21 protein-coding genes are annotated in these 23,814 nt (G+C 70.7%); 9 read left to right on the top strand and 12 right to left on the bottom strand.

The annotated features are described in order from the left end of the window. Positions 1-19: 19 nt before the first annotated feature. Together BCF44_RS43460 and BCF44_RS43455 are read right to left on the bottom strand one after the other, a co-directional pair. Entirely contained in the window at positions 20-1,144 is a 1,125-nt protein-coding gene (locus BCF44_RS43460) for a hypothetical protein (RefSeq protein WP_116180381.1), read from the bottom strand. Continuing rightward, positions 1,141-2,940 (bottom strand): HSP90 family protein, encoded by a 1,800-nt coding sequence (locus BCF44_RS43455; protein ID WP_170218068.1) that lies wholly within the window; start codon positions 2,938-2,940, stop codon positions 1,141-1,143. The genes BCF44_RS43460 and BCF44_RS43455 overlap by 4 nt, the downstream gene beginning before the upstream one ends. A 94-nt stretch (positions 2,941-3,034) precedes the next feature. Between BCF44_RS43455 and BCF44_RS43450 the strand changes: the two genes are divergently transcribed. Continuing rightward, positions 3,035-4,153, top strand: coding sequence for a glycosyltransferase family 2 protein (locus BCF44_RS43450; protein ID WP_116180379.1), 1,119 nt, complete (start codon positions 3,035-3,037; stop codon positions 4,151-4,153). On the opposite strand, the gene BCF44_RS43445 is transcribed toward BCF44_RS43450, so the two are convergent. After that, positions 4,150-5,037 (bottom strand): hypothetical protein, encoded by an 888-nt coding sequence (locus tag BCF44_RS43445; RefSeq protein WP_147328862.1) that lies wholly within the window; start codon positions 5,035-5,037, stop codon positions 4,150-4,152. The two genes, BCF44_RS43450 and BCF44_RS43445, sit on opposite strands and share 4 nt — an antisense overlap. A 134-nt stretch (positions 5,038-5,171) precedes the next feature. Here BCF44_RS43445 and BCF44_RS43440 point away from each other — a divergent pair, with 134 nt between their 5' ends. Beyond that, positions 5,172-6,833 (top strand): acetolactate synthase large subunit, encoded by a 1,662-nt coding sequence (locus BCF44_RS43440; RefSeq protein WP_116180377.1) that lies wholly within the window; start codon positions 5,172-5,174, stop codon positions 6,831-6,833. On the opposite strand, the gene BCF44_RS43435 is transcribed toward BCF44_RS43440, so the two are convergent. Both BCF44_RS43435 and BCF44_RS43430 read right to left on the bottom strand, forming a co-directional pair. Further along, the gene (locus BCF44_RS43435) at positions 6,834-8,102 is read right to left on the bottom strand and encodes a dihydrolipoamide acetyltransferase family protein (protein WP_116180376.1); all 1,269 of its coding nucleotides are present in this window, start codon (positions 8,100-8,102) and stop codon (positions 6,834-6,836) included. It lies immediately after the preceding gene. 15 nt (positions 8,103-8,117) lie between these two features. Then, a complete protein-coding gene (locus BCF44_RS43430; RefSeq protein WP_116180565.1) occupies positions 8,118-10,274 on the bottom strand; it encodes an alpha-ketoacid dehydrogenase subunit alpha/beta in 2,157 nt (718 codons plus the stop codon). A gap of 96 nt (positions 10,275-10,370) precedes the next feature. Here BCF44_RS43430 and BCF44_RS43425 point away from each other — a divergent pair, with 96 nt between their 5' ends. Both BCF44_RS43425 and BCF44_RS43420 read left to right on the top strand, forming a co-directional pair. Next, on the top strand, positions 10,371-10,871 hold the full coding sequence (locus BCF44_RS43425) for a VOC family protein (RefSeq protein ID WP_211353496.1): 501 nt from the start codon (positions 10,371-10,373) through the stop codon (positions 10,869-10,871). Positions 10,872-10,884: 13 nt separating this feature from the next. Beyond that, positions 10,885-11,538 (top strand): GntR family transcriptional regulator, encoded by a 654-nt coding sequence (locus BCF44_RS43420; RefSeq protein ID WP_246016156.1) that lies wholly within the window; start codon positions 10,885-10,887, stop codon positions 11,536-11,538. A gap of 20 nt (positions 11,539-11,558) precedes the next feature. Here BCF44_RS43420 and BCF44_RS43415 read toward each other — a convergent pair whose 3' ends face one another. From BCF44_RS43415 to BCF44_RS56105, 5 genes are all read right to left on the bottom strand, one after another. Continuing rightward, positions 11,559-13,796: an exo-beta-d-1,3/1,6-glucosidase gene (locus BCF44_RS43415; protein ID WP_211353495.1), complete on the bottom strand. Its 2,238-nt coding sequence runs from the start codon at positions 13,794-13,796 to the stop codon at positions 11,559-11,561. A 17-nt stretch (positions 13,797-13,813) separates the two neighbouring features. Continuing rightward, on the bottom strand, positions 13,814-15,025 hold the full coding sequence (locus BCF44_RS43410; protein WP_116180373.1) for an MFS transporter: 1,212 nt from the start codon (positions 15,023-15,025) through the stop codon (positions 13,814-13,816). A gap of 381 nt (positions 15,026-15,406) precedes the next feature. Then, a complete protein-coding gene (locus tag BCF44_RS43405) occupies positions 15,407-15,904 on the bottom strand; it encodes a DinB family protein (protein ID WP_116180372.1) in 498 nt (165 codons plus the stop codon). A 14-nt stretch (positions 15,905-15,918) separates the two neighbouring features. Then, positions 15,919-16,884: an SDR family NAD(P)-dependent oxidoreductase gene (locus BCF44_RS43400; RefSeq protein ID WP_116180371.1), complete on the bottom strand. Its 966-nt coding sequence runs from the start codon at positions 16,882-16,884 to the stop codon at positions 15,919-15,921. A 39-nt stretch (positions 16,885-16,923) separates the two neighbouring features. Further along, positions 16,924-17,517 carry a TetR/AcrR family transcriptional regulator gene (locus BCF44_RS56105; protein ID WP_170218067.1) on the bottom strand — a complete coding sequence of 198 codons (594 nt, stop codon included), beginning with the start codon at positions 17,515-17,517 and terminating at the stop codon, positions 16,924-16,926. A gap of 84 nt (positions 17,518-17,601) precedes the next feature. Here BCF44_RS56105 and BCF44_RS43390 point away from each other — a divergent pair, with 84 nt between their 5' ends. Beyond that, complete coding sequence (locus BCF44_RS43390; protein ID WP_246016155.1) at positions 17,602-18,156, top strand: discoidin domain-containing protein; 555 nt, start codon at positions 17,602-17,604, stop codon at positions 18,154-18,156. Beyond that, positions 18,153-18,551: a glycoside hydrolase family 3 protein gene (locus BCF44_RS43385; protein WP_116180370.1), complete on the top strand. Its 399-nt coding sequence runs from the start codon at positions 18,153-18,155 to the stop codon at positions 18,549-18,551. Before BCF44_RS43390 ends, BCF44_RS43385 begins: the two co-directional genes overlap by 4 nt. Positions 18,552-18,717: 166 nt before the next feature. Here BCF44_RS43385 and BCF44_RS58165 read toward each other — a convergent pair whose 3' ends face one another. Next, on the bottom strand, positions 18,718-18,888 hold the full coding sequence (locus tag BCF44_RS58165) for a hypothetical protein (protein WP_246016154.1): 171 nt from the start codon (positions 18,886-18,888) through the stop codon (positions 18,718-18,720). Positions 18,889-19,637: 749 nt separating this feature from the next. On the opposite strand from BCF44_RS58165, the gene BCF44_RS43375 reads away from it, so the two are divergent. Next, the gene (locus BCF44_RS43375; protein WP_116180369.1) at positions 19,638-22,403 is read left to right on the top strand and encodes a glycoside hydrolase family 2 protein; all 2,766 of its coding nucleotides are present in this window, start codon (positions 19,638-19,640) and stop codon (positions 22,401-22,403) included. 64 nt (positions 22,404-22,467) lie between these two features. On the opposite strand, the gene BCF44_RS43370 is transcribed toward BCF44_RS43375, so the two are convergent. Further along, positions 22,468-23,121, bottom strand: coding sequence for an HAD family hydrolase (locus BCF44_RS43370; RefSeq protein ID WP_116180368.1), 654 nt, complete (start codon positions 23,119-23,121; stop codon positions 22,468-22,470). A 108-nt stretch (positions 23,122-23,229) separates the two neighbouring features. Between BCF44_RS43370 and BCF44_RS43365 the strand changes: the two genes are divergently transcribed. Continuing rightward, on the top strand, positions 23,230-23,385 hold the full coding sequence (locus BCF44_RS43365; RefSeq protein WP_116180367.1) for a hypothetical protein: 156 nt from the start codon (positions 23,230-23,232) through the stop codon (positions 23,383-23,385). Between the two features lie 38 nt (positions 23,386-23,423). Next, the gene (locus tag BCF44_RS43360; RefSeq protein WP_116180366.1) at positions 23,424-23,684 is read left to right on the top strand and encodes a DUF4235 domain-containing protein; all 261 of its coding nucleotides are present in this window, start codon (positions 23,424-23,426) and stop codon (positions 23,682-23,684) included. The last annotated feature ends 130 nt before the right edge of the window (positions 23,685-23,814 follow it).

The raw sequence follows: 23,814 nt of genomic DNA, 5'->3' as shown, positions 1-23,814 counted from the left end.
CGAAAGGGAAATCGGGCGATCAGAGCCCGGCCGGCCCGAGCAGCGCGTGCTCGCGCAGCAGCTCGCGGGTCACGAAGTCGTTGCCGTTGCGGGCATCGAAGCGGATCGCGAGCGAGCGCACGCCGGCGCCGAGGCGCTCCGCGAGCCGGCCCACGTGGTACCGGCCGCTGGACCGGAAAGCCGGGTGCCAGGGCGGTATCCGCAGGTCGGTCTCGACCACGCCGTGTCGGCGCAGCGCGCAGACCACCAGCCAGACGCCGACGTCGAGCCGGTAGCGGCCGTGCTCGGTGAGCCGGTCGGCGAGTGCGAGGTGTTGGCCGGCAAGGGAAGTCGCCCGGTTCAGATCGCCGACGGCGGCGAGGAAGGCGAGGTGCTTGCCGATCTCGCCCAGCGCGCCCGATCTGCCGATCACCATCGCCAGACCCCGCCGATGGCAGGCCCACGCATCATCCAGACGGCCTAGCCGCACCAACGGCGCAAGGGCGTTCGCGTGCCCCCAGGACCTCAGTCCTTCGCACTTCTCCTTCACCCCAACGGCGGTGCCGTCGAGCAGCGGCGCCGCGGCGGCGATCGCGTGCTCGTCCCGGCCGATGGCCGCGTACCACTCCAGAACCGCGTCGGACTCGCAGACGTCGCAGTCCAGCCGCCACGAGGATTCCCTCGGCAGCGAGCGCCAGCGGTCGAACGCCTCGCCGGCAGGCCCCAGGTCACCCATCCGGAGCAGGACGAAGTGGCGGATCTCGGTGATGGCCCGCAGCGGCATGCCGGCCCGCCGCTGCAACCGCTCGATCTCGTCGAGCAGTCGGAAGATGTCGTCGCGGGGCAGGTCCGGCACCGACGGCAGCAGCTGCGCGATCGTGCCGGCGGTCCGCAGGATCCGGCCGCCGTCCTCGGCCCGCACGGCCGGGTCGCGGTCGAGGGTGGCCAGGCACCAGGACACCGCGACCAGCGCCCGCTCGGCCAGGTCCAGGTTGTTGCACACGCCCGCGAGCTGGGCCCGCATCCAGAAGCCGGCCCAGGTGTCGCCGGCCTCGTCGGCCAGCGGCACCGCCTCCTCCAGCAGCGGGAGCAGACGTGGGAAGTGCCGATCATCCCACGGCGTGCCGAGGATCTCGCGTCGCAGCTGCTCCAGCCGCGCCGTCACCCCCGGTCCTCGACAAAGCCGAGGACGACGTCGTCGAGCAGGCCGAGTTCGCGGTCGCGCAGCGGGTGGTGGCCGAGCAGCAACGCCTGCACGTACAGCAGTTCGATGGCCCGCCGGACGCGCATGATGCTGCCCTGTCTGGCCTGCCGCGCCAGCTCGCGCACCGCCGCGTTGGCAACATTCAGGCACAGCTGGGAATTCGCGGCGGATGCAGTCGGCAGCGCGGCCAGCACGCCGCTCCACGGACCGTCCACAACGGACCTCGTGCGGTCGAGTTGCCTACGGAAGCGGGAGTCCTCGTTGGTGACGAGCGTCGCGTGCATCTGGCTCGGCGCGAACGCCCGCACCTGCACGCCGACGTCGTGCGAGCGGAGCGCGGTTTCGGCCAGCCGTACCAGATCCGCGACCTCCGACCGCTCCTCGGCGGTGAGGTCGGCGAACGAGTCCACGATCTCGGTCGGGTCCAGCTCGGAGATCCTGCGCTCCGGCCGCAGCACCGCCAGTCGCTCCAGCAGCGTCGACAGGTTCACGTGCCCGCCGTTGACCACGCAGCGGCCCTGCGCGGCGGCGATCGGCGCCACCTGGCGGAAATCGTCGAAGCGGCGGACGAAACGCAACTCGCCGAAGCGCCGGGCGTGCTCCCCCAGCGTCATGCGGCCGAGCGAGGTGTCCACCGGCAGCCAGTCCGCGAACAGCAGCAGGCACTCGTCGTCGTGCACGGCCAGCGCCGAGATGCCGGCGTCGTGGGTGGCGACGATGCCGGCCAGCCGCGCCGGCCACAGCCGGGCCAGATCCTTGAGGTGGTCCCGGATGCCGCGGCCCAACTGCTCGCGGACCCTCGCCAACCGTTCGTCCTCGATGAACCCGTCCCTGGCCGCGTTCGGGCTCAGGTCGTCGGCGTCGATCACGCAGCGCACGAAGAACGCCCAGTCCGGCAGCAGGCGGTCGGCCGACTCCGACAGCAGCATCCGCCGCAGGTAGACGCGGTGGTCCTGGCGGGCCGCCGGACTCGGCTCGTACGGCAGCACGAACGCCAGCCCGCGGACGCCGTCGGCGTGCAGCGGGATCGCGTCGAGCGGGTCGAGGTCCAGCACGCGGCTGGCGTAGGCAAGAGCGCTCTCCCTGCCGTGTTCCATCGTGAGGGCCGGGAAGTCCCACGGCGGCGGCTCGTTGTTGACCTGCACCGAGCCGAGCCGGATCGGCAGCGTCAGCAGGCCGCCGTACCGGCGAGCCAGTGCCAGCACGTGGTCGCGGGTCAGGTGGTGCTCGAAACCGGTCCGAGCCCGCAGGTGCACACGGGTCCCCGCGGTGAGGTCGCTGTCCACCGGAGTGATGTCGTACGTGCCGTCGGCGCGCCCCTGCCAGCACAGCGCCTGCGCGTCCGGGTCCCTGGCCGAGCGGGTGACCACCGTGATCTCGTCCGCCACCAGGAAACACGCCAGCAGGCCGATGCCGAACTGGCCGATGAAGTCCCGGTGCTGCGCCAGCTCCCCACGCTTGGAGCTGCGGCCGATCGTGGCCAGCAGCTCCACCAGCTCGGTCCCGGTCAGCCCGATGCCGTTGTCGGTGACGACCACCGTCGGAGGCCCGTCGGCCGGTTCCACCACCTCGATCTCCACCGCCCCGGCCACGCCGGGCTCGAGCCGGCGCCGGGCGGCGATCGCGTCCACGGCGTTCTGCAACAGCTCCCGGACGTACACGTCGGGGCTGCGGTACAGGTGTCGCGACAGCAGGTCGACCAGGCCGCGCAGGTCGACCTGGAAGGTTCCGGGCGTGGTCGGGTACGAGGGACGCACCCGGCCGATTCTGGGGTGGCCGGGCACCCCCTAACATCGGTGAAACCCCTAACCTTCGCCTAGGGAGCGCTACGGGTTGTGGCAGCCTGAGGGCATGGGCAAGGGGGCGATTCTCGGGTCGGCGGTGTTGGCGGCGCTGGCCACCATCCGGTCGGTGAACACGGTGGCGACCTGGAAAACGGTGCAGCCGCTGCCGGACATGCCGCTGAACGACGGCAAGGTCAGCGTGGTGATTCCCGTACGTGACGAAGAGTCGACGATCGACGGCTGCCTGGCGTCGCTGCGCACCCAGCGCCACAGCGACCTGGAGATCGTCGTGGTCGACGACGCTTCGACCGACCGGACCGTGGCGATCGTGCAGGAGCACGTCGACGCCGATCCGCGGGTGCGGCTGGTCCGCACCGACGGGCCGCCACCCGGCTGGGCCGGCAAGGTGCACGCCATGTGGCGGGGCGTCGCCGAGACCAGCGGTGACTGGCTGCTGTTCGTCGACTCCGACACCGAATCCGCCCCCGACCTGGTCGGCAAGCTGCTGGCCGCGGCCGCCCGGGACGACGCCGACCTGATCACGACGCCGGGCCGGCCGACGGTGGCCAATCCCGGCTGGTGGCTGCTGCTCGCGCCCACCAACGTGCTGCTCTTCGACTCCGCCAGCCCGGACGGCAGCCGGGGCAAGGCCGTCGGCATCGGGCACTGCATCCTCGTGAGCCGGGCCGCGTACGACAAGGCCGGGGGTTGGAGAGCGCTCTCCGCGGAGCGGGCCGACGACATCGCGTTCGCCACCGCGGTGCGGGACGCCGGCGGCCGGACCCGGCTCGTGGACGGCATGGACTCGCTCACCTCGTCCGGGCTGGACTCCTTCGGCGCGGTCTGGCGGTCCCAGCGCAAGAGCTCCGTCGCCGGCGGGGCGATGCTCGGCGGCCCCACCGTCGGCGCCGCCGCGCTGGGCTTCGCCGGCCTGCTACACATCGGCTACGGCATCGGCCCGGTGCTGATGGCCTTGCGCGGCAAGGGTTTCACCCGGCTGGCGGGCCTCGCCGCCTGGGCCGCACAGTCCGCCGCGCACCGCTCGTACATGCGCGCCAGCCACCTGTCCACCGGGACGTCCGCGCTCGCCCCCGTCGCCAACGCCGCCTTCGGCGTGAACCTGCTGGACGCCGCCTACCGCTCCGTCCGCGGCGGAGATCTGTGGAAGGGCCGGGACATCCGCTAGCGCCAGGTGACCTTGCCGTTCACCTCGCGCAACAGGCGCTCGATCCGCTCTGTCTCCTGGCGGATCTGCCTGTCGCTGTTTGTCTTGCCCGGCCGGAGATCGCGGTACCGGTTGGTCAGCACCCGGGCCAGTCCGCACAGGAAGTCGAAAGCATCCGAGGTGCGGTCGCGCGCGTCGACCGTACGGACGTCCACCGACAGCACGGGTTCGCAGTGCGGCGCGTCACCCGGCCACCACATGGACTCCCGTATCTCCTCGGTGCCATCGGCGCGGATGTGAGCGAGCAGGGCGGCGGGATCGCGGAACAACACCACCTGGCCGTAGCCACCGAGAAAGGGGTGCGCCGAGGTGTCCCGCGCCCTCAAGTCGTCCATCGCGACCAGCGTGACGCCCGAACCGGACGGCAGCGTCAGCCGCACCGGCTGGATGTCGCGCCCCATCCAGTAGTCGCGCTCCTCGTAGCCGGGCTGCTCGAAGTCGTCGCGGCACGTCGTCAGCGCCGTCACCCGTGCCAGCGCGTCCTCGAAGGATTGCGGATCCTCGATGCCGCAGGCCTCCACGACGAGCAGGCACTCCGTCCAGATCCTCGCCGCGTCGTCCTCGTCGACATCGGGATCACCGAGGAGGTCGAAGTCCGCGAGGTACCCCGGTTCGACGCTCGTGACATCCACGCCGTCCATCCCGTCGTCGAGGCTGTGCGGTTCGCCGGAGGCGAGGAAGTCGGCCATGCCGTGCCGGGTCGGGAAGAGGTACATGCCGCCCTCGGGTCCGAGCACCCGCAGCGATTCGTCCTCGGCGACCTCGAGGACGGTCAGCCCGGACATCTCCGCCAGCCGCACGCCCATCAGCCACAACCCGGGCGCCGGCACCCCAGTGTTCCGCACGTCCACACGGTAGGCCCTCGCCACCGGGTAGCGGGGCGACTGTCGGAAAGGTCCGAACGCGGCCCCGCCTTACCGAAGTGTGAAAGGGGGCTCACCAGCGGGTTTCCGACCGAGGGAAGTGGTAAGCCTGAGGTATGTCGGACGAGCGTGACGGCCGCACGGCCGCCGATCTGATCGTGGCCTGCCTGGTGGCCGAGGGCGTCGAGGTGGTCTTCGGCATCCCCGGCGAGGAGAACATGCGGCTGACCAACGCGTTGGACGCCTCCCCCATCCGCTACGTGCTGACCCGGCACGAGCAGGCGGCGTCGTTCATGGCCGAGATGTACGGGCGGGTGACCGGCAAGGCGGGCGTGGTGTCGGCGACGCTCGGCCCGGGCGCTATCAACCTCCAACTGGGCGTGGCCGACGCCAACACCAACTCGACGCCGCTGGTCGCGCTGTCGGCGCAGGTGGGGCAGTTCCGCGAGTACAAGGAGTCGCACCAGTTCGTGGACCTGGTCAGTCTGTTCGCGCCGATCACCCAGTTCGCCGCCAGCGTGCCGTCGGCCGCGGCGGTGCCGGAGATGCTGCGGCGGGCGTTCAAGACGGCGCAGAGCGAGCGCCCCGGCGCGGTGTACCTCGCGGTGCCGGAGGATGTGGAGATCGAGGCGGCCCCGGCCGCGCTGAAGCCGTTGCCGCTCAACGTGGTGCATCCCGAGGCGCCGTCGGCCAGCCAGGTCGGGCGGGCCGCGGCCATCCTGCGCGAGGCCCGCAACCCGGTGCTGCTGGCCGGTCACGGCGCGGCCCGCAACCACGCCAGCGCCGCGCTGGCCCGGTTCGCCGAGCACACCGGCGTGGCCGTCGCGACCACGTTCCACGGCAAGGGCGTGCTGGCCGACGACCACCCGAACTCCATGGGCACCATCGGTTTCATGCGGCGGGACTACGCCAACTTCGGCTTCGACCAGGCGGACGTGATCATCGCCGTCGGCTACGAGCTCCAGGAGTTCGACCCCGTCAAGATCAACCCGGACGGCGACAAGCAGATCATCCACATCCACCGGTTCCCGGCCGAGGTGGACGCCCACTACTCGGTGGCCGTCGGCATCGAGGGCGACATCAGCGCCTCGCTGGACGCGCTGCGCGAGGCGGTGCCGGCCCGCGAGCCGCACGCCGGCGCGGCCAAGATCCGCGAGCTGGTCGGCGCGGAGCTGGCCCGGGGCCGGCAGGACGACCGCTTTCCCCTGTCGCCGCAGCGTATCGTCGCCGACACCCGGGCGGCGCTGGACCGTGACGACATCGTGCTGGTCGACACCGGCGCGGTGAAGATGTGGATGGCGCGCCTGTACCCGACGTACGCGGCGAACACCTGCCTCGTCTCGAACGGCTTGTCCACCATGGGTTTCGCCGTGCCCGGCGCGCTCGGCGTGCACCTGGCCCGGCCGGACCGGCGCGTGCTGGCCGTGACCGGCGACGGCTCGTTCCTCATGCACTCGCAGGAGATCGAGACCGCCGTGCGCGAGCGGCTGCCGCTGACCGTGCTGGTGTGGGAGGACAGCGGCTACGGCCTGATCGAGTGGAAGATGCGGCTGGAGACCGGCAAGGTGTCCAATGTCCGGTTCACCAACCCGGAGATCACCCAGTACGCCGCCAGCTTCGGGGCCACCGGGTACCGCGTGAGCCAGGCGTCGGAGCTGCTGCCCACGCTGCGCAAGGCCCTGGACGACGACGGCGTGTCGATCGTGGTCGCGCCGGTGGACTACGCCGAGAACATCAGCCTCACCGACCGGCTGGGGCTGCTGACCGATCCGCTGTGATCAGGCGACGAGTCGTAGCGGCTCCTCCAGAGCGGTGACGAGCGCCGCCATCCACTGCGCCGCCAGCGCGCCGTCGATGGCGCGGTGATCGACGGAGAGCACCAGGTTCAGCTGGGTGGCGATCTTGAGTTCGCCGTCTTCGACGGTCGGGGCGGGTTTGCCCGCCCCGACCGCCAAGATGGCCGACTGCGGCGGGTTGATGATCGCCGCGAACTCGTCGACGCCGTACCTGCCGAGGTTGCTCACCGCGATCGTGCCGCCCTCCAGGTCGCGCTGCATCAGCCGGCCGGCGTCCGCCTGCTGGGCGAATGCCTTGACCTGCCTGGAGATCTCACTGAGGGACGTCTTCTCCACGCCGCGCAGCACCGGCGTCACCAGGCCGCGTTCGGAGGCGATGGCGACGCCGATGTCCACCGATTCGTAGCGGCGCATCGCGTCGTCGGTCCAGATGACGTTGGCGTCCGGCACCGCGACGTGCGCCACCGCCACCGCGCGGATCACCAGGTCGTTCACGGAGATCCGCTCCGGCGAGACCTCGTTGAGCTGCTTGCGCAGGGCCAGCAGGGCGTCGATCCGGGCGGTGCGGCGGAGGTAGAAGTGCGGCACGGTCTGTTTGCTGGCGGTCAGCCGGCTCGCGATGACGGCGCGGACCCGGCTGTGCGGCACCTCGACGAAGGCGGACTGACCGGGTCGCGGGGAAGGACCGGCCGGCGGGGCCGGAATCGCCGCGGCGGGAGCAGGCGCGACGGCGGAATCGGATGCGGCGGTCGCCTCAGCGGGTGCCGTTGCCGAGTCGGCTTCCGCCGCGATTGCCGCCTCCACGTCCTTGCGAACGATCCGACCGTTGGGGCCGGTGCCCTGGACGTCCGCGAGCGCGATCCCGGCTTCCTTCAACAGCTTCCGGGCCAGTGGACTGGCGAAGATCCGCTCCGGAGCGGCCACCGACTCCCCTGCCGCCGGGACCGGTTCAGCCGCAGCCGCCTGAACCGCACCACTCCCCAACTCCGCCAGCACCGCGCCGATGTCCTCGCCGACCGCGCCCAGCACGGCGATGGGCGTCCCGACCTCGACGGTGGAACCGCCGTCGACCAGCCGGCGCAGCACCGCCGCGCCGGATTCCGCCTCGACCTCCACCGCCGCCTTGTCGGTCTCCAGCACGGCGATCGCCGCGCCCGCCTCGAACGCGACGTTCTCCGGCACCAGCCACTCGGTCAGCACGGCCTCGGTCGACCCGGTGGCGACCTCCGGCACCCGCAACAGCGTTGCCATGGAATTCCTCCCCGCTCAGGCGACGATCCGCCGCAGGGCGGCGACGACTTCCTCGGTGCGGGCGATGGCGGCCCGCTCCAGGACCTTGCTGATGCTGGGCGACGCCTCGCCGCCGGTGACGCGTTCGATGGGCGCGTCCAGCCAGTCGAACAGCCGGCGCTGGAGCTCGTCGGCCAGCCGGCCGCCGTAGGACGTGCCGACGGCCCCCTGCTCGACGATGAGCACCCGGTTGGTCTTGCGGACGCTGCGTTCGAGGGCGTCCCAGTCGAGGCTGGCGCGATCCAGCCACCGCAGGTCGATCAGATCGGCGCTGACGCCGGTGATGTCCAGGGCCTCGGCGCAGCGCCGGACCATGGACAGGTAGCTGATCACGGTGAGGTCGTCGCCGACCCGGCGCACCGCGGCCCTGCCGACGGGCAGGCGGTAGTCGAAGTCGTCCACCGGCGCGGTACCGGTCGAGCCGTACAGGTCCACGTGCTCCAGGACCACCACCGGGTCCTCGCAGGCCACGGCGGTGTTCAGCAGGCCGACGTAGTCGAACGGATTCGAGGGCGCGACGACGCGCAGCCCGGCGGCGGTGGTGAGCACGCCGGCGGGGTCCATGGAGTGCTGCGACCCGTAGCCGGTGCCGGCGGCGAGCTTGCTGCGCAGCACGAACGGGACGCTGCCGTGGCCGCCGAACATGTGCCGGGCCTTGGCGACCTGGTTGAACAGCTGGTCGGCGGCGACCCACATGAAGTCGGCGTACATGAACTCGACGATCGGCCGGCTGCGGCCGTCGATCGCCATGCCGCCGGCGAGGCCGGTGAAGGCGTTCTCGCTGATCGGGGTGCCGAGCACGCGGTCGGGAGCGCGCTCTATCGCCCGCCTGGTGGCGCCGTTGGTGCCGCCCTTGAGACGGTGCACGTCCTCGCCGAGGACCACCACCCTGGCATCGGTCTCCAGACGCCGGCCCAGCACGTCGCTCACCACGTCGATGAACCGCCGCTCGGCCAGCTGGCCGGCGAACGTCTCGGCCTCCTCGTACCGGCTGCCGTCCAGCTCGGACAGGTCGCCGCGCACGCCGACGTCCACGAACGCCGGGTCCGGCCAGGCGGATTCCCTGATCGACCGCCGATCCTCGGTGAGGAAGGAGCCGCCGATCTCCCGCAGCGCGGCGACGAAATCGTCCTCGAACGCCTTGAGCTCGGCCTCGCCGGCGAGGCCGCGGCGCAGCAGGTGGCCGCGCAGGAGCTCGATGGGATCCCGCTCCCGCCAGGCCCTTTCCTCGTCCTTGCTGCGGTAGCCGAAGGCGCTGCCGGGGTACGGCCCGTTCTGGTGGAAGTACCGGTAGAGGTCCGCCTCAATCACCGTCGGACCGCCGCCGGCCCGCATGTGCGCCAGGGCCTCGGTCATGGCCAGGTGCACGGCCAATGGATCCATTCCGTCGACCCGCCAGCTCGGGATCCCGAACCCGAGCGCACGGGCCGACAGCCGCGGCTCGGCGGTCGCCTCGCCGACGGCGGTGGACACCGCGTACTGGTTGTTCTCGATGAAGAAGCAGAGCGGCAGCTTCCAGGCCGCCGCGAGGTTGAGCGTCTCCAGCACCGAGCCGATGTTCACGGCGCCGTCGCCGAAGTACGTCACGGTCACCGCGTCGGTGCCGAAATGCCGCTGGTTCCAGGCGAAACCCGCCGCCTGCGGCACTCCCCCGCCGACGATGGCGTTGGTGCCCATCGCGCCGGCCTCCCGCCACTGGAGGTGCATCGAGCCGCCGCGGCCGCTGCTGAACCCCTCGGCCAGGCCGCAGATCTCGGCGAGCGTGCGGCGCAGCACCGTGCGGACGTCGTCGTTGAGCGCCGGCAGGTCGCCGGCCTTCGGCCGCAGGACGTGTCCGAACGCCTTGGCCAGGAACTGGTGGTGGCCGCGGTGCGAGCCGTTGACGAAGTCGTCGCTGCGCAGCGGCAGCACCGAGCCGACCGCGCCGCCCTCCTGCCCGATGCTGGAGTGCACCGGCCCGTGCACGAGGCCCTGACCGGCGAGTTCGAGCACGTACTCCTCGAACGATCGGATCCACTGGGCCTGCCCGTACAGCCTGAGCAGCAGGTCGCCGTCGGCGTCGTCCCAGTCCTGCGGGGTGGTGCGCAGCTGGAGCCAGGGCGCGCCGGCGGCCAGGTCCTCATGAGCGGGCATCGCGGCCTCCATTGGATCCATTTGACCTCGCGTGCCGTACACTATGCGAGGTCACCAGCATTAACGCAAGCATTAATGGATCCAATGGAGGTGTCAGTGCCCATCCCGGGAGTGACCGGCGTCGACCACATCGGCGTCACCGTGCCCGACCTGGAGCAGGCCCACGCGTTCTTCGTCGACGTGCTGGGCTGCGAGTACATGTACAAGCTCGGGCCGTACCGGCACGACGGCAGCTGGATGGGCGAGCACCTCGGCGTCGACGACCGGGCCGTGATGCGGGAGCTGCGCTTCTACCGGCTCGGCGGCCGGGCGATCTTCGAGGTCTTCCGGTACGAGGCGGCCGATCAGCGCACGGAACCACCGCGCAACTCCGACATCGGCGGCCACCACATCGCCTTGTACGTGGAGGACATGGACGCCGCCGTCGCCGACCTGCACCGGCGGGGCCTGCGCGTGCTCGGCGAGCCGACCGCCAGCAAGGGGCCGAGCGAGGGCCAGCGCTGGGTGTACTTCCTGTCGCCGTGGGGCATGCAGTGTGAGCTAGTGTCCTATCCCGACGGAAAGGCCTTCGACCACAACCCTGAGGCCTTCGACTGAAGGGATCGCAGCCGTGTCCGTTCCCGCCGGCGTGGCCAGCCAGCGCGTCGCCGACGAGCTGCGCGAGCGCATCCTGGCCGGCCGGCTGGCGCCGGGCACCCGGATCATCCAGGACGAGCTGGCCGAGGAGCTCAACACCAGCCGGCTGCCGGTGCGCGAGGCGCTGCGCATCCTGGAGTCGCGCGGCCTGGTCACCCTGCGCGCCAACTCGGGCGCGTGGGTGACGTCGATGGACGCGCGCGAGTGCGAGCTCAGCTACAAGATCCGCGAACGGCTGGAACCCTTGCTGCTCACCGAGTCCGCGCCGCGACTGTCCGAAGAGGACATAGATGCCATGGACGAGCTCCAGGACGGCATCGAGGCGTGCACGGACGTCGAGGAGTTCCTGGTGTTGGACCGCCGCCTGCACTGGGCCGTCTACCGCCGCCACGAGGCCGAGGACCTGGCCGCCATCGTGAACCGGTTGTGGGACACCACCCAGCACTACCGGCGGGCGTTCACCCGGCTCGCGTTCGAGCGGCGCGGCTGGATCATCGGGGCCGAGCACCGGCTGCTGATCCAGGCGCTGCGCGACCGCGACCACACGTCGGCGGCGCGCGTCCTGGAGCTACACATTCGCCGCACGCGGGTGGAACTGGCCAAGCACCCCGAGCTGTTCACGGGCTGAACAGCTCGGGGCGTCGAACCTCAGCTGATGGTGAACCTGGCCGACAGCAGGTCGCGCGGCCGCGACGAGTGACCGACCAGCAGCTCGAACTCGCCGGGCTCGACGATCCGCCGGCCGTCCGCGGTGACCAGCGTGCAGTCGGCCGCCGGCAGCTCCAGCGCCACCCGCACCGACTCCCCTGCCGGGACGTCGACCTGCCGGTACGCCTTGAGTTCCCGGTCCGCCCAGGTCACCGACGTGATCAGGTCGCGCAGGTACACCTGCACGGTCTCGCGCGCCGGCCGCGACCCGGAGTTGGTGACGGTGACCTCGGCCCGCACGGTGTCGGCGGGGCCGACCGACGGCGTCGACACCGTCAGGTCCGAATACCCCAGGGTGGTATAGCTGAGGCCCTCGCCGAAGGCGAACAGCGGATCCTGCGTGAGGTCGGCGTACCGGTGGCCGTGCTGGCCGCGGATCTGGTTGTAGAACACCGGCTGCTGGCCGACGTGGCGCGGCACGGTGATCGGCAGCCGGCCGCTCGGCTCGATCAGGCCGAGCAGCAGCTCGCCGATCGCCCGGCCGCCCTTCATGCCCGGGTTGAACGCCTGGATGATCGCGGCCGCGCCCTCGGCCGACGGCGGCAGCACCAGCGGCTTGGAGCTGATCACGACCACCACCAGCGGCTTTCCGGTCGCCGCCAGCGCGTCCAGCAGCGCGACCTGGCCGCCGACGAGTTCCAGCGTGGCGGTGGAGCGGGCCTCGCCGACCAGGCCGATGGTGTCGCCGACCACCGCGACGACCACATCGGACGCCTCTGCCGCGGCGACCGCGTCGTGGATCAGCTCCGGGTCCGCCGGCTCGGGGTTGACGACCTCGGGCGCGGGCTGGCCGTCCGGCAGCACCGCGCCGTCCGGATCCGGGCCGAACGAGGCGATGCGAGCGCCGAGGGCGTGCTCGATCGTCCACTCCGGAGGGACGACCGCGCGCAGCCCGTCCAGCACGGTCTCGGTGAGGTGGCGGGGATGCCCGTCCGGCAACCAGTCGACCTGGCCGGACGCGCCGGCCCAGTCGCCGAGCTGGGCGTCGACATCGTCGGAATTCGGGCCGACCAGGGCGATCCGCAGCTTGTTGCCGGCGAGCGGCAGCGTGCCGTCGTTGCTCAGCAGCACCAGGCTCCGCCGCGCCATCTCCAGGTTCACGGCGGTGTGCTCGACCTGGCCCACGTACAGCTTCTGTCGCTCCGGGTCGGGCAGCCGCGGGTTCTCGAACAGGCCCAGCTCGAACTTGAGCGTGAGGATGCGGCGCACCGCGGCGTCGATGTCCTCTTCGGACAGAATGCCGCGCGCCACGGCGTCCTGCGCGCCCTGGAAGAACTGGGGCGTGGTCAGCACGAGGTCGTTGCCGGACCGCACCGCCAGCGCGGCGGCCTCCGCGTGGTCGGCGCAGATCTGCTGCTCCCACACCATCCGGCCGACGTTGTCCCAGTCGGTGACCAGCGTGCCGGCGTACTTCCACTCGTCGCGCAGGACTTCCTTGAGCAGCCACTGGTTCGCGGTGATCGGCACGCCGTCGATGGACTGGTAGCCGATCATGAAGGTGCGGCAGCCCTCGCGCGCCACCCGCTCGAACGGCGGCAGGAACCAGGACCGGAGCTTGCGCCGGCTGATGTCGGCCTCGGTGGCGTCGCGGCCGCCCTGCGTCTCCGAGTAGCCGGCGAAGTGCTTGGCGCAGGCCAGGATCGCCGTCGGGTCGTTCAGGCCGTCGCCCTGGTAGCCCTTGACCATCGCGGACGCGTACTCGCCGATCAGGAACGGGTCCTCGCCGAACGTCTCGTCGACACGGCCCCAGCGCAGGTCCCGCGCGATGCACAGCACCGGCGAGAACGTCCAGTGCACGCCGGTGGTGGACACCTCCACCGCGGTCACCCGCGCCGCCCGCTCGACCAGCTCGGGGTCCCAGGAGCAGGCCATGCCCAGCTGGGTCGGGAAGATCGTGGCGCCCGGCCAGAACGAGTGGCCGTGGATGCAGTCCTCGCCCGTGAGCAGCGGAATGCCCAGCCGGGTCCGGCTCGCCAGGTCCATCGCCAGCACCAGGTTCTCCGGCGAGGTGTGCAGGATCGCGCCGACGTGGAAGTCGTCGATCAGCTCCCGGACGCCGCCGCGCGCGTCCAGGTGCAGCATCTGACCGATCTTCTCCGGCAGCGTCATCCGGGCCAGCAGGTCGTCGATGCGCTCGGCGACGGGGAGGGCCGGATCACGGTAAGGCTGGTCGACCACCTGCGTTGCTCCTGTCTTCACTGGTTGTCGAGTGCCCGGTGGCGGGCCGGGAGCGGACGGGTCGCGGCGGCCAGGCACAGCGCCACCACCTGTAGTGCGGCCACCGCGAGCAGGGCCCGCAGGATCGTCACGTGGTCGCCGAGCAGACCGAGCAGCGGCGGCCCGGCGAAGCTGGCGACCTTGGCGACCGAGGACGCCACGGTGACCCGGCCGGCGGCGTGCGCCGGGTCGTCCGCGGCGGCGCTCATGCCGACGGGATAGCCGAAAGCCACGCCCACGCCCCACAATGCGGCGCCGACGAAGGCCAGCGGAACCGCCGGGGCGAAGATGAACAGCAGCAATCCCAGCACGGCGACGACGCCCTGGATGCGCAGCACGGTCACCCGGCCGTAGGCGTCCAGCAGCCGCGGCCCGAACCAGCGGGTGGCGGTCATCGCGGCGAGGAAGGTCGCGTACGCCACCGTGCCCAGCACGGCCGGCGCCTTGTAGCCGTCGACCAGGCTGACGCCGGTCCAGTCGTTGCCGGCGCCCTCGCTGAAGCCGGCGGCCAGCACGAAGACGCCGATCATCAAGGTGCGGGGCTCGCGCCAGTAGCGCAACGTGTGATGCGGCTTCGGATTGTCCGATGTGGACGGTTGCTCGTCGGGCAGGAAACCGCGCACCCCGTACGGCACCAGCACGGCCAGCAGCACGCCGACCGCCGCCAGGTGCACGATCACCGGCACGTCCAGCTGCACCATCGCCGCGCCCAGCAGCGCGGCGGCCACGGTGCCGATGCTGAAGCCGGCGTGGAACCTCGGCATGATCGACCGACCGAGGTGGCGCTCCACCACCGTGCCCTGCACGTTCATCGCGACGTCCCAGGACGAGCTGACGAAGCCGAACAGCAGCAGACCGCCGGCGAAAACCCAGGCGCCCAGCCGGTCGCCGAGTCCCATCACGACAAGCGCCACGCTGGAGGCGGCGGCCATCCAGGCGACGGTGCGGCGCTGGCCGAGCCTGGCCACCACACGGCCGGAGAACGGCCGCGAGACCAGGGCGCCGGCCGCGCCGGCGAGCAGGATCGCGCCCAGCCGGCCGGTGTCCAGGCGCAGGTCGTCACGGATCTGCGGGACGCGCGCGAGCCAGGTCGCCAGCGCCAGTCCGCAGCCGGCGAAGGCGACGTAAGTGGACGTTGCGGCGGCGCGCACGATCGCCGGCCGCGGTGCGGTCGGCTGGATGGTTGTCACGGCGGCACGTCGCCCGGGCACGGTGGAATTTCTACCATATGGTCAAGATTCGTGGAAGCGCTCTCAAATGATGGTGACACGGATCCTGCGCCCAGTGTCGGACACGCGGCCGCGACGCGCGACGATCTTTGGCCGGAAGTCACTCGAACCAACCAGTGAACGCAGGAAGCTCCCCCACGCGGCAGTCTGGGGGTACCGGCCGCGAGAGGGAGCTGGTCGTGGGGAATGTCCTGCTGAATTCCGGCTTCCAGGCTAAGGCGGACCGCAGCGGGCGACAACACAGGCGGACGAATCGAGTGGCGAGGCTGCCCGAACGCCCGTAATTGTGGGGGGACAAAACAAATGCGGCGCCCGTTTCCGGCCACCGCGGTCCGTTCGGACTCAATCGAGCTGGTCGCGGATGTCCCGCAAATGGTGGCGCGCCTCGTGCACGGTGTGCACCGCGACCCAGCGCAGCGACCTCCGCTGCGGCTGCGGCCAGGAGTAGACCATCTCGTTGTCCCAGTCGTCGCCGAGCCGGTCGAGCACGTTGCCGAACAGCGCGGCGGCGTCGGTCAGCTGCCGGGCGACGTCGTCGGGATCCTGTTCGGCGTACCCCTCGTGCTCGACCCGGATGTCGCGGCCCATGGTCACGCACGTGAATCCGTTGTCCCGACGGGCCTGCAGCACCCGCTCGCGCTGCACGAGGAGCACGTCCCTGAGGTGGCAGCCGTACTCCACCGGCGACCACAGCTCCGGCCGGCGACGCCCGGCCAGGTCGGCATCGGGCGTCGCCAGTGCCCTGGCTACTTCGCCGGCCAGCCGCCGGATGTCGGCGGCGGCGGTCGGCGCGTCGGCCTCGTCGTAGCGGAAGCCGCACTCGGCGCAGAGATCATCCACGCCGCGATGGTATTTCAGGCGAAGGCGTTCACGCCCGTGAGTTCGACGGAGAGGTCCCACAGCCTGGACGCCTGCTCGGGGTCGGTGGCGTACGCCTTCACGCCGGACCAGGTCGTCGCCGGGTCGGCGTCCGCAGCAACGCCCTCGGCGACGTCGCAGTCCTCCAGGTACACGCCGCCGAGCTCGGCCAGCTGCGGCGAGGTGGCGGCGAACACCGTGGTCGCGGCGCCCTGTTCCGGCGTCTTGAACTGGACCAGCTGGTTGCCGTCCGCGTCGATCCAGCCGCGGTCGATCTTCTCCTGCTGCGAGAGGTGGCGCTGCAACGGAGTCCAGATGCCGCCGGGGTGCACCGCGAAGGCGCGCACGTTCCTGGCCGCGGCCAGCTTGTCGAGCTGCACCGCGAACAGGACGTTGGCGGTCTTGGCCTGGCCGTAGGCCAGCCACTTGTCGTAGTCGTGCTCGAACTGGAGGTCGTCCCAGCGGACCGGCGAGAAGAAGTGGCCGCGGGAGGACAGGGCGACCACCCGCGCGCCGTCGGCGACGGCCGGCCAGAGCCGGTTGACCAGCGCGAAGTGGCCGAGGTGGTTGGTGGCGAACTGAGCCTCCCAGCCGGGGCCGACACGGGTCTCCGGGCAGGCCATCACGCCGGCGTTGTTGATCACCAGGTCGAGGCTGCGGCCGGTGGCCAGGAAGCGGTCGGCGAAGGCCGCGACACTGGCCAGGTCGCCCAGGTCCAGCTCGTCGACCTCGACGTTCGTCAGCTCGGAGAGCGCTCCCCGGGCGTTGTCCGGGCGACGGGCCGGCACGATCACCCGCGCGCCCGCGTCCACCAGGGCGCGGGTGGTCTCCAGGCCGATGCCGGAGTAGCCGCCGGTGACGAGAGCGAGCTTGCCGGTCAGGTCGATGCCGGCGAGGACCTCGGCCGCGGTGCTGGTGGCGCCGAAGCCGGTCCCGATCTTGTGCTGAGCCGTTGCTGTCATGGCTACGACGCTAGGAGCTGGAGTGCACTCCAGCGCAAGTCACTCGAAGGTGAGCAGCGCGAAGCCCCGGTCCACGATCTCGTCGAAGTCCCGGTCGGTGTCCAGGCTGACCAGCCGCATGGACGTCTCCAGCACGCTCACCGCGAGGTCGGCCAGCTGCGGCGCGACCAGGTCGACGTCGGCGCGGCCGGCCAGCCGCTCGCGCAGCTGGGTCTCCACCAGCCGCAGCCACTTGATCCGGATCTCGTAGGCCTGGCCGAGCAGGGTGCGCGACCCCATCATCATCAGCCGGGCGTACTCCACGGTGCGGGCCCTGGTGGTCTCGTCCATGCCGGCCACGTGCGCCTTCACCGCGGCGCGCAGCGCGTCCAGCACCGGCTCGTCGCCACGGGCGGCCAACTCCGCGCCGAACGCCTCGCGGCGCTGGTCGTCGTCGAAGTTGAGCACGTCCTCCTTGGCGTTGAAGTACCGGAAGAAGCTGGCCCGGGACACCTCGGCCCGCTCGGCGATGTCGTCCACCGACGTCTGCTCGAAGCCCTGCCGGGCGAACAGCTCGAACGCCGCGTGCCGCAGCGCCTCCATCGCGGCGAGCTTCTTGCGCTCGCGCAGGCCCGGGGTCCTCGGCTCGGTCATACCGGTCAGCCTAACAGAGCTGAGACTCCAGTCTCCGTATGGCCGGCCATTGGCAGCCCGGAACCGGCGGCGGACGATCCGGGAGTGCGCTCTCCCATCCTCCTGCCGACACTGGTCGGCGGCGGCCCCACCACCCTGCTTTCCCCCGCCTCGGCCGCCGTGGACGGTGACACCGACATCCGTTGGTCCAGCGCGGCGGCCGACCCCCAGTGGCTCCAGGCAGACCTCGGCGCGACGTCGTCGATCACGCAGGTCGTGCTGCAGCGGGAGACGGCCTACGCCATGGCGTTCCAGATTCAGGTCTCCGACAACGGCAACGACTGGAACCCCATCTACACCAACGCTTCCGGCGCCGGCGGCAAGCAGACCCTGAACGTTTCCGGCTGCCAGAACCCGGCGATCCTGAACACCGGGCTCTACCAGCAGGCCGCCAACACCGGCCTAACCGTGGAGATGCCCGGCGGCTACTGCTACGCCGACTACCTGATCCAGGCCGCGCAGAACGGGCAGGGTCAGTCAGTCCACTGTGGACACAGTGGTGTCCCGCGTGCTGACCCAGATGTTCCGGTTCGGCATGTTCGACAAGGCCCCCACCGGCAGCCGCAACGCCATCGTCACCACGCCGCAGCACGCAGGTGAGCTACAACGACGGCACCGACCAGAACGCCGCCGCCAACCTGGCGCGGTCCTCGTCGGTGGCGGTCGTGTTCGCCAGCGACAACTACCGGCACGAGGAGGCCGACAGCGCGTCGCTGAACCTGCCCGACAACCAGGACGCGCTGATCTCCGCGGTCGCGGCGGCCAATCCCCGGACCATCGTGGTGCTCAACGACAACTCCGCGATCCTGATGCCGTGGCTGAACCAGGTCGCCGGCGTGTTCGAGGGCTTCCACGACGGCCAGGTGTGGGGCAAGGCCGTCGCCGCGCTGCTGTTCGGCGACGCCAACCCGTCCGGGCACCTGCCGGTCACGTTCCCGACCTCGCTGTCCGCGGTGCCGGCCAACACGCAGGCGCAGTGGCCGGCCCAGCCCTGACCCCCGCGAGTAGCGGCCAGGACCAGAACGATTGCAGGTCTGGGGCAGACCCCGCGAGTCCCGTCCAGCGTCATGCCGAAATGCGTGTCGGGCAGATCTGAGCTTCGAGTCTCGTTTCTGCCTGAAACCGCATTTCGGTGTGTCTGTGAGCGCGACTCGCGGGGGTTCAGCGGGGGTCGAGCAGGGCCAGCGTCGACAGCAGCGCCGCCAGGCCGGCGTCGGCGGTGGCGGGGTCGCCGACGAGGCGTTCCAGCAGCAGGCCGCGCAGGGTCGCCACCACCATCGCGGCCACGCCCTGGCGACGCTCCTCCGACCACTCGGCAGGACAGGCCGTCATCAGCACGGGCATGTACTGACCGGGACGCCTCCCGGCCCAGGTCGCGATGCCGACCGGGGTCGTACATCGCCAGCCCCACCGCCTGTTGAAGCACTCGCCGCACGCCAAGGTCCTCCGAGATCAGCGAGCCCCAGGCCAGCCGCACGAACTCGACCAGGCCGTGCGCGGGCGTGCCGGCGGCCAGCGCGTTGTCGATACGCCGTTCGCGCAGTCGGAAGACGGCCTGCCGCAGCAGGTCCTCAGCGTTGTCGAAGTGGTACAGCAGCACCTTGTGCGTGGTGCCAGCGGCGCGGGCTGCCCGCCGCAGCGAGAAGTCGACCAGGCCGTTGGCCGCCAGGTCGTCGGTGACGAGCTCCAGCAGCGCCCGCTTGCGGGCCTCGCCGCGCGGCGACCCGGCCGACCGCCGGTAGGTCGGCGCGGTCATGCCCCGATGCCGAAATTGCGCACAATCGCCCCTTTTGTCCTCCAGGGACCGTTCAGCCGGATCCGATGATCATCTTACCGGCCGAATGGGGAAAACCTTTCCCGACAGGGCCGTCCGGCCGGCGAACCCGTCCCCTTCGATCAACGTGCGGGTTCAGCCTGGGGAACCGGCGGACAACCCCCGAACGCGGCCGGACTATTGACAGCAATGTGTCCGCACCGCAAGGCTGTCCGACTATAGGAAGGAACCTTTCCTAATACTGGACCAAGCAGCGGAACGCCGCCGCCGCCGCTCGCCCGCGTCATTCGTCCGCAAGGAGCTGACCATGAAGCGAGTCATCGGCGCGGTGCTCGGCGCCGCGCTTGCGCTGGTGGCGCCGGCGCCACCGACCAGCGCCGCCGCGGCCCCGCCGGGCCTGACCACACTGGGCACCGGTGGGTGGACGGTGCTCAGCAGCGCGACCGCGACGCAGACCGGCGCCGCGATCTCCACGCCCGGCTTCAACACGTCGGGCTGGCTGAAGGTCCAGCCGGACGACGGGGGCGCGCCCGGCACCGAGATCACCGCGCTGCTTCAGAACAACAAGTGCCCTAACGTCTTCATGGCCGACAACATGAAGACCTGCTTCGGCACCCAGAAGAAGAACTCCGGCCCGGTCACCACCGCGCAGTTCGCCAAGCCGTGGTGGTTCCGCACCGACTTCACCACCTCGCTGGCCGCCGGCCAGACGGCATCGCTCGTGGTCAACGGCGTGGTCGGCAAGGCCGACGTCTGGGTCGACGGCAAGGAGGTCGCCACCAACACGACCGTCACCGGCGCCTACACCAAGTTCACCTTCGACGTCAGCAGCGTGCTCAAGTCCGGCGCGAACTCGCTGGCCATCGAGATGTACCCCAACGACCCGTCCAAGATGCTGACCCTGGACGACGTCGACTGGAACCAGCTGCCGCCCGACAACAACACCGGCATCCAGTTCCCGGTGCAGCTGCTGGTCGCGAACGCGCTGTCGATCGGCAACGCGCACGTGATCCAGGCCAACGCCACCGACCTGAGCAGCTCCAAGCTGACCGTGAAGGCCGACGTCACCAACGGCGGCGGCTCCAGCCAGACCGGCAACGCCACCGCGACGATCACTCCCCCGGGCGGCGGCACGCCGATCACGGTGAGCCAGAGCGTCACGGTCGCCGCGCACTCCAAGGCCACGGTGACCTTCCCGGTGCAGACGATCTCGCACCCGCAGGTCTGGTGGCCGTACCAGATGGGCCCGTCGCCGCTGTACACATTGGACACGACGGTGGCCGGCGGCAACAGCACGCACGAGCAGTTCGGCATCCGCAACATCACCACCGCCCTGGTGGGCAAGGCGACCATCGCGCCGGACGGCGTGCGCCAGTACTCGATCAACGGCCAGCCGTTCGTGGTGCGTGGCGGCGGCTTCGCGTCGGACCTGTTCCTGCGCTACGACTCCGCCAGCATCGCCCGGCAGATCGCGCTGCTGAAGAACATGGGGCTCAACACCATCCGGCTGGAGGGCCACCTGCCGCCGGACGACTTCTTCCAGCAGATGGACGCGGCCGGCATGCTGATCGACTCCGGCCAGCAGTGCTGCGACTTCTGGGAGACCCCCGGCACCGCCGCGGCCACCCTCAGCCTGCTGACGCTGTCCGCGCAGACCATCGGCGAGAGCGAGCGCGACCACCCCAGCGTGTTCACCTACAGCTGGAGCGACAACGCCCCCAGCGCCTCCACCGAGAAGGCCGAGCTCGCCGGCTTCAAGGCCGCCGACTTCAGCCAGCCGATCATCTCCTCGGCCGAGTACAACAGCAGCCCGCAGCTGGGCGCGGCCGGTGAGAAGGAGGGCCCGTACGACTACGTGCCGCCGAACTACTGGTACGACACCAGCCACTTCGACAGCGGCGACAGCACCCGCACCAACGCGGGCGGCTCGTGGGGCTTCGACAGCGAGCAGAGCGCCGGCGACACCGTGCCGACGCTGGACTCGATCAACCGCTTCCTGTCCGCGTCCGACCAGTCCAACCTGTGGCAGAACCCGGACTTCAACCAGTACCACGCCAACTACGAGACCGGTCACGGCGGCTACAAGTTCGGCACGCTATTCACCTTCGACACCGCGCTGACCAACCGCTACGGCAAGTGGAGCGACCTCCCGTCCTACGTCGAGGAGGCGCAGGTCCAGAACTACGAGAACACGCGCGCCCAGTTCGAGGCGTTCCTGGACCACTCCACCAACGCCAGCGCGCCGGCCACCGGCACCATCTACTGGCAGGCCAACAAGGGCTGGCCGACGCTGCTCTGGGACCTCTACAACTACGACGGCGACCAGGCCGGCAGCTTCTTCGGCGCGAAGAAGGCCAACCAGCCGCTGCACGGGCTGTTCGCGATCGACGACAACGCGGTGACCCTGGACAACCTGTCCGGCACGACGCAGTCCAACGTGTCGGTAGAGGCGAAGGTCTACGACACAGGCGGCAAGGTGCTCGACGACCAGGGCGTGAACGGCCTGACGCTGAACCCGCAGCAGGTGCGCAACTCCGTGGTCAAGCCGAAGGTGCCGACCAGCACGCCGAACAACGTGTACTTCGTCGAGCTGCTGGTCAAGCAGAACAATGCCGTGGTGGACCGCAACGTGTACTGGCAGCCCACCAAGCAGGACGCGGTGAACTGGTCGTCCACGCTGGGCAACCCGCAGGCGACGATGACCACCTACGCCGACCTGACCGGCCTGAAGTCGTTGGCACAGGCCAAGGTCTCGGCCACCGCGAGCACGTCGAACGCGGCCGGGCCGGACGGCGCGGACCGGGTGACCAAGGTGACCATCACCAACACCTCCACCACCCCGACGGTCGGCTTCTTCCTACGGGCCGACGTCCGGCGCGGCACCGTGGCCGGCAGCGAGCAGTCCGGTGACAACCAGGTCACCTCGACCCTCTGGGACGACAACGACATCACGTTGTGGCCCGGCGAGTCGCAGACCCTGAGCGTCACCTGGAAGTCCAGCGACCTCAACGGGGCGTCCCCGGTGGTCAGCGTCAGCGGCTGGAACGTCGGCAAGATCGACGTCAAGGGCTGAGTGATCAGCCAGCGGCAGTGAGCGGGAAGGCCGGCGCGAACCAGTGCGCCGGCCTTCCCCGCTTTCAGACCAGTTCGAGCACGTCGCGCAGTTCGGCCCGCAAAGCCGAGGGATCCTCGTACACCCGGATCGCCCCGGCGTCGCGCAGCTCCGCCTCGCCGAAGCCCCCGGTGCGCAGCCCCACCGTCGGAATGCCCAGCTTGCCGGCGGCCTCGCAGTCCCAGACGGAATCCCCCAGTGCGAGCGCCCGCTCCGCCGGCACCTTGTGCAGCGCGACGCCGAGCAGGTCCGGCGCCGGTTTGGTCGCCTCCACGTCCTCGGACGTCGTCCAGCCGTCGACGAGATCCCGCACGCCGAGCAGGCCCAGGTAGTGGTCGACGTGTTCCGGCTTGCCGGAGCTGGCCAGCACCAGCCCGCAGCCCAGGCGTTTCACCTCGACGAGCAGGTCCCGTGCCCCGGACAGCGGCACGATCTCGCCCAGCAGCGGCTTCACCTGCTCGGCCCACGCCGCGCGCACGTCGTCACCGTGCAGCAACTCCACGCGCTCGCCGGCGACGGCGCTGACCAGCTGGTCGCCGCCCATGCCGATGGCCCGGTGGATGCGCCACGTCGACACCGTGACGCCGCAGTCCCGGAACGCCCGGGACCAGGCCACGGCGTGGAGGTAGTTGGAGTCGACGAGCGTGCCGTCGACGTCGGCCAGCACAACCGTGTCCACGCGCGGGGATACCGCACGTAGCGACCCGTGAAACCTCCGTGGTTGGTCCGAATGGCCGGTTTTCCGACGTCGTGGGGCGGTCACCCCACCGGCGAAGGAGGTTGGGCCATGATCACCCTTGGAGTCATTCTGCTGATCGTCGGGTTCATCTTCGGGATCCCGACACTGTGGACCATCGGCATCATCCTCGCCGTGATCGGCGCGATCCTGGCGATCGTGGGCGGCACCGGCCGGCGCATCGGCGGCCGCGCGCACTGGTACTGACGGTTTCGCAACCGTCCCGCGGTGGCAATCCCGCCACCATGGGCAAACTCGCGTACAAGGTAGCCGCAACACTGTTGAGCATGCTCGCCGGCGCCGCCGCCGGGGCCGTCACCAGACGGCTCTGGCGGGTGGCGACCGGCGAGCACGACACTCCCACCGCGACGGACCGGCGCCAGGGCTGGGCCCGGGTGCTGACCGCCGCCGCCATCGAGGGCGCGGTGTTCGGCCTGGTCAAGGCGGCCACCGACCGGGCCGGCGCCACCGCGTACGAGCAGGTCACCGGCGAGTGGCCGGACTAGAACCAATGCCGTTCAGTTAAGGCGCGGGCAGCGGCTGTCAAGCCGGCCGAGACGGACAACGGAGCTCCTGCTAGAACAGCGTCGACCAAGATCGATGAACAGCAGGAACTCCGTTGCCCACACAGTCTGT

Origin of the sequence: Kutzneria buriramensis (assembly GCF_003387475.1) — a bacterium.
Lineage (GTDB): Bacteria > Actinomycetota > Actinomycetes > Mycobacteriales > Pseudonocardiaceae > Kutzneria > Kutzneria buriramensis.
Note: the sequence above shows the minus strand (reverse complement) of the source record. Positions and strands in the feature narration are given on the sequence as shown.

Bases quoted from the DNA above. Each gene is read 5' to 3' on its own strand.
- BCF44_RS43450 (WP_116180379.1), top strand. From the start codon at position 3,035: ATGGGCAAGGGGGCGATTCTCGGGTCGGCGGTGTTGGCGGCGCTGGCC.
- BCF44_RS43440 (WP_116180377.1), top strand. From the start codon at position 5,172: ATGTCGGACGAGCGTGACGGCCGCACGGCCGCCGATCTGATCGTGGCC.
- BCF44_RS43435 (WP_116180376.1), bottom strand. From the start codon at position 8,102: ATGGCAACGCTGTTGCGGGTGCCGGAGGTCGCCACCGGGTCGACCGAG.
- BCF44_RS43430 (WP_116180565.1), bottom strand. From the start codon at position 10,274: ATGCCCGCTCATGAGGACCTGGCCGCCGGCGCGCCCTGGCTCCAGCTG.
- BCF44_RS43400 (WP_116180371.1), bottom strand. From the start codon at position 16,884: ATGACAGCAACGGCTCAGCACAAGATCGGGACCGGCTTCGGCGCCACC.
- BCF44_RS56105 (WP_170218067.1), bottom strand. From the start codon at position 17,517: ATGACCGAGCCGAGGACCCCGGGCCTGCGCGAGCGCAAGAAGCTCGCC.
- BCF44_RS58165 (WP_246016154.1), bottom strand. From the start codon at position 18,888: ATGACGGCCTGTCCTGCCGAGTGGTCGGAGGAGCGTCGCCAGGGCGTG.
- BCF44_RS43375 (WP_116180369.1), top strand. From the start codon at position 19,638: ATGAAGCGAGTCATCGGCGCGGTGCTCGGCGCCGCGCTTGCGCTGGTG.
- BCF44_RS43365 (WP_116180367.1), top strand. From the start codon at position 23,230: ATGATCACCCTTGGAGTCATTCTGCTGATCGTCGGGTTCATCTTCGGG.
- BCF44_RS43360 (WP_116180366.1), top strand. From the start codon at position 23,424: ATGGGCAAACTCGCGTACAAGGTAGCCGCAACACTGTTGAGCATGCTC.